The sequence below is a fragment of the Demequina litoralis genome, from assembly GCF_030418455.1.
Lineage (GTDB): Bacteria > Actinomycetota > Actinomycetes > Actinomycetales > Demequinaceae > Demequina > Demequina litoralis.
In genome coordinates, this window is sequence record NZ_JAUHPW010000004.1 from 112,111 (window position 1) to 123,874 (window position 11,764).

Annotated in this window: 13 protein-coding genes; 7 read left to right on the forward strand and 6 right to left on the reverse strand. The window is 72.7% G+C overall.

The annotated features are described in order from the left end of the window. Nucleotides 1-135: 135 nt before the first annotated feature. The 4 genes from QQX09_RS06465 to QQX09_RS06480 form a co-directional block, all read right to left on the reverse strand. Nucleotides 136-1,083 carry a zinc-binding dehydrogenase gene (locus QQX09_RS06465; protein WP_301132578.1) on the reverse strand — a complete coding sequence of 316 codons (948 nt, stop codon included), beginning with the start codon at nt 1,081-1,083 and terminating at the stop codon, nt 136-138. 199 nt (nt 1,084-1,282) lie between these two features. Continuing rightward, nucleotides 1,283-1,558: a DUF4031 domain-containing protein gene (locus tag QQX09_RS06470; protein ID WP_301132580.1), complete on the reverse strand. Its 276-nt coding sequence runs from the start codon at nt 1,556-1,558 to the stop codon at nt 1,283-1,285. Nucleotides 1,559-1,574: 16 nt separating this feature from the next. Continuing rightward, entirely contained in the window at nt 1,575-1,862 is a 288-nt protein-coding gene (locus tag QQX09_RS06475) for a WXG100 family type VII secretion target (protein ID WP_301132582.1), read from the reverse strand. Nucleotides 1,863-1,968: 106 nt separating this feature from the next. Next, nucleotides 1,969-2,679 carry an HD domain-containing protein gene (locus QQX09_RS06480; protein WP_301132585.1) on the reverse strand — a complete coding sequence of 237 codons (711 nt, stop codon included), beginning with the start codon at nt 2,677-2,679 and terminating at the stop codon, nt 1,969-1,971. Nucleotides 2,680-2,927: 248 nt separating this feature from the next. On the opposite strand from QQX09_RS06480, the gene QQX09_RS06485 reads away from it, so the two are divergent. The 3 genes from QQX09_RS06485 to QQX09_RS06495 are packed head-to-tail and all read left to right on the forward strand — an operon-like array spanning nt 2,928 to nt 5,546. Continuing rightward, the gene (locus tag QQX09_RS06485; protein ID WP_301132948.1) at nt 2,928-3,308 is read left to right on the forward strand and encodes a cold-shock protein; all 381 of its coding nucleotides are present in this window, start codon (nt 2,928-2,930) and stop codon (nt 3,306-3,308) included. Next, on the forward strand, nt 3,308-4,345 hold the full coding sequence (locus QQX09_RS06490) for a DUF3027 domain-containing protein (protein WP_301132588.1): 1,038 nt from the start codon (nt 3,308-3,310) through the stop codon (nt 4,343-4,345). The genes QQX09_RS06485 and QQX09_RS06490 overlap by 1 nt, the downstream gene beginning before the upstream one ends. Then, nucleotides 4,251-5,546, forward strand: a complete 1,296-nt coding sequence (locus tag QQX09_RS06495) for an MFS transporter (RefSeq protein WP_367307550.1) — start codon at nt 4,251-4,253, stop codon at nt 5,544-5,546. Before QQX09_RS06490 ends, QQX09_RS06495 begins: the two co-directional genes overlap by 95 nt. Here QQX09_RS06495 and QQX09_RS06500 read toward each other — a convergent pair. Together QQX09_RS06500 and serC are read right to left on the reverse strand one after the other, a co-directional pair. After that, nucleotides 5,543-6,343 (reverse strand): CAP domain-containing protein, encoded by an 801-nt coding sequence (locus QQX09_RS06500; protein ID WP_301132599.1) that lies wholly within the window; start codon nt 6,341-6,343, stop codon nt 5,543-5,545. The genes QQX09_RS06495 and QQX09_RS06500 overlap by 4 nt on opposite strands. Beyond that, nucleotides 6,340-7,464 carry a phosphoserine transaminase gene (gene serC / locus QQX09_RS06505; RefSeq protein WP_301132606.1) on the reverse strand — a complete coding sequence of 375 codons (1,125 nt, stop codon included), beginning with the start codon at nt 7,462-7,464 and terminating at the stop codon, nt 6,340-6,342. The genes QQX09_RS06500 and serC overlap by 4 nt, the downstream gene beginning before the upstream one ends. Nucleotides 7,465-7,504: 40 nt before the next feature. On the opposite strand from serC, the gene manA reads away from it, so the two are divergent. The 4 genes from manA (at nt 7,505) to QQX09_RS06525 (ending at nt 11,628) form a co-directional block, all read left to right on the forward strand. Next, entirely contained in the window at nt 7,505-8,710 is a 1,206-nt protein-coding gene (gene manA / locus QQX09_RS06510) for a mannose-6-phosphate isomerase, class I (RefSeq protein WP_301132608.1), read from the forward strand. A 21-nt stretch (nt 8,711-8,731) separates the two neighbouring features. Further along, nucleotides 8,732-10,066, forward strand: coding sequence for a UDP-glucose dehydrogenase family protein (locus tag QQX09_RS06515; RefSeq protein ID WP_301132610.1), 1,335 nt, complete (start codon nt 8,732-8,734; stop codon nt 10,064-10,066). Continuing rightward, entirely contained in the window at nt 10,063-10,743 is a 681-nt protein-coding gene (locus QQX09_RS06520) for a metal-dependent transcriptional regulator (RefSeq protein ID WP_301132612.1), read from the forward strand. The genes QQX09_RS06515 and QQX09_RS06520 overlap by 4 nt, the downstream gene beginning before the upstream one ends. 156 nt (nt 10,744-10,899) lie before the next feature. Beyond that, a complete protein-coding gene (locus QQX09_RS06525; RefSeq protein WP_301132614.1) occupies nt 10,900-11,628 on the forward strand; it encodes a C40 family peptidase in 729 nt (242 codons plus the stop codon). Nucleotides 11,629-11,764: the final 136 nt, after the last annotated feature.

The following is an 11,764-nucleotide window of genomic DNA, read 5'->3' on the forward strand; positions in this document are numbered from 1 at the left end:
GCGGGGGCCTTCGTCGTCGGCGGGCGCGATTCCCAATGACAAGGGTGAAGGATGTGACTGGGGTCGACGGCGGCTTGCGTCGGTCGGGCGGGTCCCGTGGCTCCCGTGGGTCGGCGAGGGACGATGCGCGGCCGGCTACAGCAGCGCCACGAGCCTGCCCCGTACCTCGCCCCGCTTGAGCCGCTCGATGCCCTCGGGGATCTCGTCGAAGCCGATGGTGGCGACCTGCGGCTCGACCTCGCCCGAGGCGAACAGCGCGTAGACCTCGGCGACGTCGTCGAGGGTGCCGCCATTCGAGCCGAGGATCCGGGCCTGCTTGAGAATCACGTCGCGCGTGTTGAGCGTCGCCTCGAGCCGGCCCATGCCCACCACCACGATGGTGCCGTCGCGACGGATCGCGTCGACCGCGCCCGCGGTCGTGGTGCCGAAGCCGGCATAGTCGACCACGAGGTCGAAGTCGCCGCCGGCGAGCTCCGCGATGTCCTTGACCACGCGGGACGCGCCGATCTCCTGCGCGAGCGGCCAGACCTCCTCGTTGATCTCGACCGCCGTGACGTCGGCGCCCTTGACCACCGCGACGCGCGCGCCGATCTGCCCGAGGCCGCCGAGGCCGATCACGGCCACCTTGTCGCCCGCCTTCACCTCGCCGATCGTCGCGATCGCGTGGTACGAGGTCATGCCGGCGTCGGTGCCCGCGGCGGCGAGGTCGAAGGGCAGGCCCTCGGGCATGCGCACGAGGTCGATCGCGGGTACGCGGTGCAGCGGGGCGAAGCCGCCGTCGCGGCCGTAGCCGGGAGCGACGCCCGAGCCCCCGGTGGGGCATACGCCCACGCGGTCGCCGACCGCGTAGCCCTCGACACCGTCGCCGATGGCGGTGACGACGCCGGCGATCTCGTGGCCCATCGTCACGGGGAGGACCGGGAGGAGGGCGAGCCAGCCCTCGTCCTCGAGCACGCCCACGTCGGAGTGGCACAGTCCGGCCGCCTTGACCTCGAGCACGACCTCGCCGGGCCCGGGCGTGGGGTCGGGGAACTCGTTGAGCGCGAGCGGCTGGTGGGTGCCGGTGAACTGCCATGCCTTCACGGCGTCTCCTCTCGTCGGGTGCGCGAGGCGGAGCACGGCCATCGTGCGCCTCGTCGCGTCACGTGTCCCTCCAGACTATTGACACCTGTCAATTAGCGCCAGGGGTGAGATACGTGGATGCACGGCGCTGATTCCCCATGACACAGGTGAAGGGTGTGACCGGCGCGGGCGGCGGCTCGAGTCCCACCTGTCACCCTTGTCATTGGGAATCCGCGCGGCGCTGTGCCGCCGTCACCCGCAGGCCCGAGGCGCGGAGGCGGCGGATCAGCTCGCGCGTCGACACCTCGACGGCGCCGAGCGCCACGAGCGCCTCGCGCCGCTCCTCCGGGTAGTCGTAGTGGTCGCGGTCGAAGGCCCGCGGCGGGATCCCGGCACGGTCGGCGAACGTGTGCAGCTCCGCGAGCGACTCGTCCGAGACGAGGTGACCCCAGATGCGCCCGTGGTTGGGCCACAGCGGAGGGTCGATGAGGATCACCCCCCGAGCGTAGGCCTCACCGCGCGAACAGCCGCGACGCGGTCGCCTCCGCCTCCTCGTAGGACCGCGCCGCGTGCGCGAGCGCCGTGGTGATCGCGTCGAGCGCGGTCTCCACATGGGTCTGGGCGCCGCGCCACTGCTCGCGCACGTCCGCGAATGCCGCGGCGGCGGAGCCCTGCCACGTGGAGTCGAGGCCCGCCAGCTGCCCCATGAGCGCCGCGACCTCGGCTCGGATCGCGTCCGCCGAGCGGGCGGCGCGGGCGGAGGCGGCCGCGACCTCGGCCGCGTCGACGTGATACTGCATGCTTCCTCCTCGGTGGCGAGGGCCGGACCGGCGGTCCGACCGGTGCACCGAGGCTAGGCAGGCGGGCGCAGCGCGCGGGGGCGCCTCCCGCGAGGCCGGGGAGGGCTCAGCCCGCGTCCGTGGCCGGGGACATCGCCGCGATCTTCTTGTCGAGGCGCGCGGCCTCGGCGGCGAGGTTCTGTCGTGCCTGCGACTCCCACGTCGCGCCGAGCGGCGTCGTGTAGAGCCGGTTGCGCGCGAGCAGCTTGCCCACGATCGCGCGGCGGCTGCGCATGAAGCGGTCGTCGGGGACCTCGGCATACTCCTCGCGCACGTCCGCCAGGTAGGCCTTGTAGCGCTGCGGATCGGCGGCGAGGATCGCGAGGTCCGCGTCGGACAGCACCTGCGCGTCCGGCGTGTCGGGGGTGGCCGCGTGCCGCGAGAGGCCCTTGACCATCTCCGCGACTGCGTCGATCTTCGCGTCGGGCACGCCGAGGTCGCGGAGCTCGAGCCGCGCGAACTCGGCGCTCGCGTCCTCGTCCTCGCCGCCGCGCTGCGCGTAGGCGGCCTCGGAGTCGGAGGAGAACACCGCGCCGTGGTACCAGGCCGCGAGCCGCACGCAGTGCGGCAGGCGGGTCTCCTGCTGGAGCTCGTCGACGCGCTGGAGCAGCTCGACCAGGTGACGGACGTCGTGGAAGCGGCGGGCCGGGTTCTCCCACCGCCGCAGCAGGCGCGAGCCCGCCTCGGCGATGTCGTCCTCGGGCGCGGCAGCACCCACCGCGACCGCCTCGCGCACGAACGCGGGTAGCAGCCAGGCTGGCGTCGTAGCCGTGGACATTCTCACCTCGACCGGTTCGGGGACTCCCAACCCCACCAGTCTGCCCACAACACCCCTCCGTGCGCAAAGAACGGCCGGGAGCGTTCCCGGAGCCGCGCATCGTCCGCGTGTGAACGCCCGCCAAACGGCGCATCGTCCCGCGGCACGATGCGGCGCCGCGGCCGTGCGCCGGGGCCCGCCGTCGCAGGGTCCGGCTAGAATCGTGCGGGGCGCCGAACCGCGGTGCCCGCATGACGAACGAGGTAGATGTGCCCACTGGAAAGGTGAAGTGGTTCGACTCCGACAAGGGGTTCGGATTCATCGCGAGCGAGGACGGCTCGGAGGTCTTCCTCCACGCGTCGGCCCTGCCCGCCGGCACCACCGTGAAGCCGGGCGCGAAGGTCGACTACTCGGTGGCGGACGGCCGCCGCGGTCCCTCCGCCCTCAACGTCACCGTGCTCGAGCCGGCGCCGTCGGTCGCGGCGAACATGCGCAAGCCCGCCGACCAGATGACCGTGATTGTCGAGGACCTCATCAAGATGCTCGACGGCGTGTCCAACACGCTCCGCAAGGGCCGGTACCCGGAGCCCGCCAAGGGCAAGCAGGTCGCCGCCGTGCTGCGCGCCGTCGCGGACCAGCTGGACGTCTGATGGCCAAGGACGCCGTGCTGCTCGAAGCCGTCGAGACCGCCCGCGACGCCGCCGTGGAGACGGCCGGCGACGAGGCTCTCGTCGGCGACCACCTCCGCGCCGTCGTCGAGGAGGACCGCCTCGTCACGCACCTCTTCGCGTGCACCATGCCCGGCTACCGCGGCTGGGTCTGGTCCGTCACCGTCGCGCGCGCGCCGCGCCAGAAGGCCGCGAGCGTGTGCGAGGCGCACCTCGTGCCCGCGGACGATGCGCTGCTCGCCCCCGCGTGGGTGCCGTGGGCCGACCGCGTCCGCCCCGGCGACCTCGAGCCCTCGATGGTGCTGCCGTACATCCCGGACGACGCCCGCCTCGTGCAGGGCTTCGAGTCGGCCGGCGACGAGGACGAGGACCGGCTCGCGAACTGGGAGCTCGGCCTGGGCCGGCCGCGCGTGCTCGGCCCCGACGGCCGCGCCGACGTCGCCGACCGCTGGTACCGCGGCTCGCACGGCCCCACCGCGGCGTCCGCGATCGCGTCGACCTCGCCGTGCTCGACCTGCGCCTTCTTCATCCCGCTCGCGGGCTCGATGCGCATGCGCTTCGGCGCGTGCTCGAACGAGTGGTCGCCGGACGATGGCCGGGTGGTGAGCGTCGACCACGGCTGCGGCGCGCACTCCGAGACCGACGTCGAGCGCGGCGCCACGCAGTGGCCCGCCGTGGACCCCGTCTTCGAGAATGACGTCGCGGTCGAGATGGATCTCACGGCCGAGCCGGAGCCGGAGGCTGAGGCCGACGAGGCCCCCGAGGTGGAGGCAGCGGCCGAGAACGTCGAGCCTGAGGCTGAGGCTGAGGCCAAGGCCGAGGCTGCGCCGGCGGACGAGGTCGCCGAGACCCCCGCGGAGGACGTCGCCGAGCCGGTCGCCGAGGAGGTCGCGGTCGAGGAGGCCCCCGCGGAGGAGGTCGTCGATGACGCCCCCGCCGACGAGGCGCCTGCCGAGACCGCCATGGACGAGGCGCCCACGGAGGCGGACCCCGCCGCGGAGGAGCGCCAGGCTGACTGAGGCCGACGCCCCGGCGTCACGGAGACGGGCGGCGCGCGCCCTCGCGGCGCGCGTCTACGTCCCCACCTTCATCGCGGAGATCGGCATCGGCGCGATGCTGCCCGTGCTCGCGCTCAGCGTGATCGACATGGGCCACACGGCCGCGTTCGGCTCGCTCGCCGTGGTCGCGTACCAGCTGGGCCGCATGCCCGGCTCGGCGCTCGGCGGCGGCCTCGCCCACCGCATCGGCTCCGCGCACGCCGCGCTCGTCACGCACGGCGTGATCGCGCTGGGCTCGACCGTCGCGGCTCTCGCGCCCGACCTCGCGGTGTTCATGCTCGGCGCGGTGCTCGTGGGGCTGGGCCACGCGTCGTACCACGTGGCCCGCCAGGACCAGATCCTCGGCGTCATCTCGAGCGGCTACATCGCGCGCTCGCTCACCTCGCTCGCGGGGGTGTGGCGCATCTCCAACTTCGTGGGCCCGCTCCTCGGCGCGGGGCTCATCGCGATCTGGGGCGTCGACGCCATCTACTGGCTCGGCACCGCCTGCATCCTGGTGGCGATGGCCGTCCTCGGGGCCGTCGGCATGCGGGGCGACCGCCGCATCGTCCGCCCCGACCACCGCGTCTCCCTCGCGCAGATGGCCCGCGAGCAGCGCCACGTCCTCACCACGCTCGGCGTCACGGTGGTCGCGACGGGAGCGCTGCGGCAGGCCCGGATCGCGGTCATCCCGCTGTGGGCCACGCACGTGGGCCTCAGCCCCGAGGTCGCGACGCTCGTGTTCTCGATCTCGGCCGGCATCGACATGCTGCTCTTCTACCCGGCCGGCCTGACGATGGACCGCCGTGGGCGCCTGTGGACCGCGATCCCGTCGTCGCTGCTGCTCGCGGCAGGCTTCATCGCCCTGCCGTTCACCGACGGCGTCGCGCAGGTGACCGCCGCCGCGCTGATCCTGGGCATCGGCAACGGCTGGGGGTCGGGCCTCATCATGACGCTCGGCGCCGACGTCGCCCCCGAGCGCGGGCGCTCCGTCTTCACCGGCATCTGGATGATCCTTCAGGACGTGGGCGGGCTGGCCGGGCCGGCGCTCGTGTCGCTGGGCGCGGTGATCGCGCTGCCGGTGGGTTTCTTCGCGGTCGGCGGGATCGGGCTCGGCACCACGGGCGGCTTCCTCGCGTGGGTGCCGCGCGTGCGGCCCGCGCACCAGCACCAGGTGGACTAGCGGAAGTTCTCCGTCGCGTACCAGGTGGTGCCGTCCTCGGTCACCGCGGCGCCGGCGCCCATCTGCGTGTAGGCGGGGTTCATGAGGTTGGCGCAGTGCCCGGGCGAGTACACCCAGTTGACGTGGAGCTTGCCCATCGCGCTCGACTCGGCGAGCCCGGTCGAGCGGTAGACGACGCCCACGTTCTCCGCGCCGGGGCGGCCGGGGTTGTGCGTGAGGGCGTCGGCCAGGGCGGACGTGCCCGAGTCCTGCGCCGCCATCTGCTGCGACCAGCTCGTGGCCGCGGATGCGAGGTCCGACGCCCACGTGAGGGGCGCGATGCCCAGCTTGGCGCGCTCGGCGTTGGTCGCGGCGAGCAGCCCGCTCACGCTCGACGCGGACGAGGGCGCCTGCGGGTTCGCGCAGTACGAGGTGAAGCTCACGGTGGGGGCGGCCGCCGGCGACGAGGTCGCGGGCGCTGCCGGCGCATCGTCTCCCGTCACGGTGGTGGTGGACGATGCGGGGGCCGCCACGGGCGCGGGCTCCGGCTCGGGCGGCGGGACCGTGACCGTTACCCGGCGGAGGTCCGAGGCGTCCGCGGCGGTGCCGGACGCGTGGATCGACGCGACGGGCTCGGCCCGGACGGGCTCGACGACGGGGGAGGCGTCCTGCGCGTAGGACGCGGTCGCGGGGACGAACGAGTACGCCCCGGCGAGGGCGGTGGATGCGACAAGCACCGGGAGTCCGCCGAGCAGGAGGGCTGGAGCGCGTCGACGACGTCGGCGGGTGCGCTCCAGCACCTCCTGCTCTTCGGTCATGTCAGCAATCTCTCCACGAGGTAGTCCATGCACTGCACCAGCGACTCGACGTCCTCGGGATCCACGGCCGGGTAGACGCCGACGCGGACCTGGTTCCGTCCGAGCTTCCTGTACGGGTCAATATCGACAACCCCTTGAGCGCGGAGGTGTCGGCGGAGCTCGGCGCTGTCGACGCGCGGGTGCAGATCGATGGTCGCCACCACGGGGGAGCGCAGGCCAGGGTCTGTGACGAAGGCCTCAGCCCAGTCCCTCCCCGCGGCCCAGTCGTAGAGGGTCCCCGACGACCGCGCCGAGCGGCCGGCCGCGAAGCCCAGCCCGCCGCCGGCGAGCATCCAGGCGAGCTGCGCCCGCATCATCACGAGCGTCGCGACGGCGGGCGTGTTGAGCGTCTGGTCGGCGCGCGAGTTGTCGAGTGCGACCTTGAGCGACAGCGACTCCGGGATCCACCGGCCGCTCGCCGCGATCTGCTCGATGCGCGCGATCGCGGCGGGGGAGATGATCGCGAACCACAGGCCGCCGTCCGACGCGAAGCTCTTCTGCGGCGCGAAGTAGTAGACGTCTGCCTGCGCGATGTCGACCTCGATGCCGCCGGCCGCGGACGTCGCGTCCACCACGGTCAGCGCGTCGCCGATCCCGGCGGGGCGCAGGACCGGCACCGCGACGCCCGTCGAGGTCTCGTTGTGCGGCCACGCGTAGACGTCGATGCCGTCCTCGGCCTCGGGCAGCACGGCCTCGCCGCCCGGGGCGGTGCGGATGGACGATGCGGCGAGGTGGGGAGCGAGGTCCGTCGCCTTCGCGAACTTCGAGCCGAACTCGCCGAACGCGCAGTGCTGGGCGCGCTCGCGCACGAGGGAGAAGGCCGCGGCGTCCCAGAACATCGTCGAGCCGCCGTTGCCGAGGATCACCTCGTAGCCCTCGGGGAGCGCGTAGAGCTCGGCGAGCATCGCCCGGACGTCCCGCACGAGGCCCTTGACCGGTGCCTGCCGGTGCGAGGTGCCGAGCACGCCCGGCTGGCTGTCCACCAGGGCCTTCAGCTGGGCGTCGCTCACCTTCGAGGGGCCCGAGCCGAAGCGCCCGTCGCGGGGCAGCAGGGCCGCGGGGATGGTGATGATCTCCGTCATGGCATCACTGTAATGGCGGCCTGCTGGCATCATTACGGGCGTGTACCGCCTTCAGCCTGCCCTTCAGAACTACGCGTGGGGGATGACCGAGGTCCTCGAGGACCTGGTCGGCCGCCCGCGCTCCGGCGCGCCCGTCGCCGAGGCCTGGTGGGGCGCGCACGCGTCCGCCCCCGCGCTCGCGACCGCCGCGCACCACGACGGCGCCGACGAGGCGGGCCTGCACGCGGGCGACGCGCTCCCGCTCGACGAGCTCATCTCGCGGATCCCCGAGACGATGCTCGGCCCGGACCTCGCCGGCCGCTGGGAGCGCCTGCCGTACCTGCTCAAGGTGCTCGCGATCGCGAAGCCGCTGTCGCTCCAGGTGCACCCCACGCTGGACCAGGCCGAGGCGGGCTTCAAGGACGAGGACGCGCGCGGCGTGCCCGCGGACGCGCCCACCCGCACCTTCAAGGACCGCTCGCACAAGCCCGAGATGATCGTCGCGCTCACGCCGATGACGCTGCTCGCCGGCTTCCGGCCCGCGAACGCGGTCGCGCAGGACCTCGTGTGGCTGGGCCAGCCCTGCACGCGGCGCTGGGCCGAGGAGCTCGCGAACGCCACCGAGCCGACGGTCGCGCTGGGCGAGTACATCCAGAAGGTGCTGCGCGACCCCGAGGCCCCGGCGGCGCTCGAGGCGCTTGTCGAGGTCGGCGGCCGCTCGGGCGTGCCCGAGTCCCTCGCCGTCGCGTCCGCGGCCGCGCTCGAGTTCCCCGGCGACCCGGGCGCGCTCGTCGCCATCGCGCTCAACGTGGTCCGCCTCACGCCCGGCCAGGCGTGCTTCACCACGGCGGGCGTCATCCACTCGTACCAGTCGGGCGTGGGCGTCGAGATCATGGCGAACTCCGACAACGTGGTGCGCGCGGGCCTCACGCCCAAGCCCGTCGACATCGACCTGCTCGTCGACCTCACCGACGGCACGCCCACCCCGCCGCCGCGGGTGATCGTCGAGCGCGAGGGCGCGGTCACGCGCTTCCCCACGCCGGTCGACGAGTTCGCCCTGTCGATGGTCGAGCGCGGCACCGCGGCCTTCGCTCCCGGCCCGCGCATCGTCCTCGCGGTGGACGGCACCGCGTCGGTCCACGGCGAGCGCGGCTCGGTGTCGCTGTCGCGCGGCGAGGCCGTGTTCGTGCCCCACGGCGACGGGCGTCTCGTGGTCGACGCGGTCGGGTCGACGTTCGTGGTCGAAGTGCCTACAACCGAGGTCTAGGACTCCACTAGCCTGGGGCGCATGTCACTTCGCATCTCCGTTTTCGGTACCGGTTATCTGGGGGCCACGCACGCGGCCGGTATGGCGGAGCTCGGTCACGAGGTGGTCGGTGTCGACATCGACCCGGCCAAGATCGAGCGTCTCTCGCGCGGCGAGGTCCCCTTCTACGAGCCCGGGCTGCCCGAGCTCCTGAGGAAGCACGTCGAGTCGGGCCGGCTGCGGTTCACGACCGATGCGGCCGAGGCGGCCGAGTTCGCCGACGTCCACTTCATCGGGGTGGGCACGCCGCAGAAGAAGGGGTCGTATGCGGCGGACATGACGTTCGTCGACTCGGTCATCGAGACCCTCGCGCCGCTGATCACGCGTCCCGCGGTGATCCTGGGCAAGTCGACGGTGCCGGTGGGCACCGCGGCGCGCCTGGCCGCGCGGGTGCGGGAGCTGTCGCCGGTGGGCGACGACGCGCAGCTGGGCTGGAACCCCGAGTTCCTGCGCGAGGGCTTCGCGGTCGAGGACACGCTGCGTCCCGACCGTCTCGTCATCGGCGTCGACAAGGACCGTCCGGGTCGCATCGAGGAGGTCGCGCGCGAGGTCTACGCGGACGCGATCTCGCGTGACACGCCGTTCCTCGTGACGGACCTCGCGACCGCGGAGCTGGTCAAGGTGTCCGCCAACGCGTTCCTGGCGACCAAGATCTCGTTCATCAACGCGATCGCGGAGGTGTGCGAGGCCACCGGTGCGGACGTGGTCGAGCTGGCGGACGCGATCGGTCACGACGCGCGCATCGGCCGCAAGTTCCTGGGCGCGGGCCTGGGCTTCGGCGGCGGCTGCCTGCCCAAGGACATCCGTGCCTTCATGGCGCGTGCGGGCGAGCTGGGCGTGGACCAGGCGCTGACCTTCCTGCGCGAGGTCGACGACGTCAACATGCGTCGCCGTGAGCACGTCATCGGCCTGGTCGAGGGTGAGCTCAACGGCCGGCTCCAGGGCGGCAAGGTCGCGGTGCTGGGCGCCGCCTTCAAGCCCGAGTCGGACGACATCCGCGACTCGCCGGCCCTGGACGTGGCCGGTCGCCTCCACCTCAAGGGTGCCGACGTGCGCGTCTTCGATCCGGAGGCGATGGCCAACGCCGCCAAGGTGTGGCCCACGCTGACCTTCACCGAGTCCGCCGCGGAGGCGGTCAAGGACGCCGAGGTCGTCGTCGTGGCGACCGAGTGGAAGGAGTTCCGCTCGCTCGACCCGCACGCCGTCGCGGACCTCGTCGCCGGCAAGGTCGTCATCGACGGCCGCAACTGCCTGCCCGCCGAGCGGTGGATCGACGCCGGCTGGCGCTACCTGGGAATGGGGCGCCACTCGTCATGACGGACCTCATCGACACGACGGAGATGTACCTCCGCACCATCTACGAGCTGATCGAGGACGGCGTGACGCCCATGCGCGCGCGCCTCGCGGAGCACCTGGGCCACGCCGGCCCGACGGTGTCCCAGACGATCGCCCGGATGGAGCGCGACGGGCTCGTCGTCGTGACGGAGGACCGCCACCTCGAGCTCACGGCCGAGGGGGAGGCGCTCGCGATGCGGGTGATGCGCAAGCACCGCCTCGCGGAGCGCCTCCTCACCGACGTGATCGGGCTCGACCTCGCGCACGTCCACGACGAGGCGTGCCGCTGGGAGCATGTGATGAGCGAGCGGGTCGAGAGGCGGCTCCTCGAGGTGCTCGACGCGCCCACCGTGTCGCCCTACGGCAACCCCATCCCCGGCCTGTCCGAGCTCGGCGTCGAGGATGCCGGCGCATCGTCCGCCGAACGCCGCCTGACCGACCTCGTGGACGACGGTGTGGCGCAGGTCACACTCACCCGCATCGGGGAGCACCCGCAGGCCGACCTCCAGCTGCTCGGCGAGATGGTCGAGAACGGCGTCCTGCCAGGAGCGACGGTGGGGCTCGCGGGGGGTCCCGAGACGGTCGAGATCACGCTCGACGGAAGGCGCGGCATCCTGGGCCGAGATCAGGCGCGCCACATCTTCGGCTTGCCTTCTTAGCGAACTTTGATAAATTTTCGATAACAACGAACGGCCACGACGGCATGGAGACCTCCTCCACGGCGCCCCGACCAAGACGAAACGCTCGAAGATGACGCGAGCGCTGAGGGTGCAGAAACAACGACGCGCACGGGGCGCGGAAGGAACGAAAACACAGTGAAGTACGGATACATGCGCGCCAAGACGCGCGCGGTGGCCGCCGCCACGGGCGCAGCGCTCGTGGTGGTCCCCCTCACCGGGGCCGCCGCTGCAGCCTTGGTCACCGATGAGTCCGCCGACTCCGGTGCCCGTCTCGACGCCTCGGCCTACACCGCGTACAGCAACGACATCGCGGACATCCCCGAGGTCAGCACGGCAGCCAAGAAGGACGCCTACACGATCGACACCCCCACGGTGAAGGTCAAGGTGCCGCCGCCGCCGGAGCCCGAGCCGGAGCCCGTCGTCGAGGAGGTCACGACCTACGAGTCGACCACCTCCGACAGCACCACGTCGAGCGACGCCACCACCGTGTCGAGCGTCCAGACCACCACCCCCTCGGCCGACGTCCAGGCCGCGATCTCCGGCTCCGCCGTGATCGCCGAGGCGTCGAAGTACGTGGGCGTGCCCTACGTCTCCGGCGGCTCGACCCCGTCGGGCTTCGACTGCTCGGGCTTCGTGTCGTACGTCTACGGCCAGCTCGGCATCTCGCTGCCGCGCTCGTCGAGCTCGTACTGGTCCGTGGGCACCCGCGTGTCCTCGCCGCAGCCGGGCGACATCATCGTCACCCCGGGCCACGTCTCGATCTACGCGGGCCCGAACCTGCAGATCGACGCCGCCACCCCGGGCACGACCATCCAGTTCCGCGCGATCTGGCAGTCGAACCCCACCTACGTGCGCGTCACCTGATCGCATCCGCGTCGCGAGGGCCGTCACCGCAAGGTGGCGGCCCTCGCTGCGTCCCCGGGCGGTGGCTGACCTCCCCCGTCCTGGTGGTACCACTCGCTACGACTGCGGCCGCTATCGTCCCGATTGGTACCACCGG

What these genes read in the sequence shown, in the direction of transcription:
- serC (WP_301132606.1), bottom strand. Translation starts at nt 7,464, where the DNA reads ATGACGGAGATCATCACCATCCCCGCGGCCCTGCTGCCCCGCGACGGG.
- QQX09_RS06480 (WP_301132585.1), bottom strand. Translation starts at nt 2,679, where the DNA reads ATGTCCACGGCTACGACGCCAGCCTGGCTGCTACCCGCGTTCGTGCGC.
- QQX09_RS06475 (WP_301132582.1), bottom strand. Translation starts at nt 1,862, where the DNA reads ATGCAGTATCACGTCGACGCGGCCGAGGTCGCGGCCGCCTCCGCCCGC.
- QQX09_RS06515 (WP_301132610.1), top strand. Translation starts at nt 8,732, where the DNA reads ATGTCACTTCGCATCTCCGTTTTCGGTACCGGTTATCTGGGGGCCACG.
- QQX09_RS06490 (WP_301132588.1), top strand. Translation starts at nt 3,308, where the DNA reads ATGGCCAAGGACGCCGTGCTGCTCGAAGCCGTCGAGACCGCCCGCGAC.
- QQX09_RS06495 (WP_367307550.1), top strand. Translation starts at nt 4,251, where the DNA reads ATGACGCCCCCGCCGACGAGGCGCCTGCCGAGACCGCCATGGACGAGG.
- QQX09_RS06520 (WP_301132612.1), top strand. Translation starts at nt 10,063, where the DNA reads ATGACGGACCTCATCGACACGACGGAGATGTACCTCCGCACCATCTAC.
- QQX09_RS06500 (WP_301132599.1), bottom strand. Translation starts at nt 6,343, where the DNA reads ATGACCGAAGAGCAGGAGGTGCTGGAGCGCACCCGCCGACGTCGTCGA.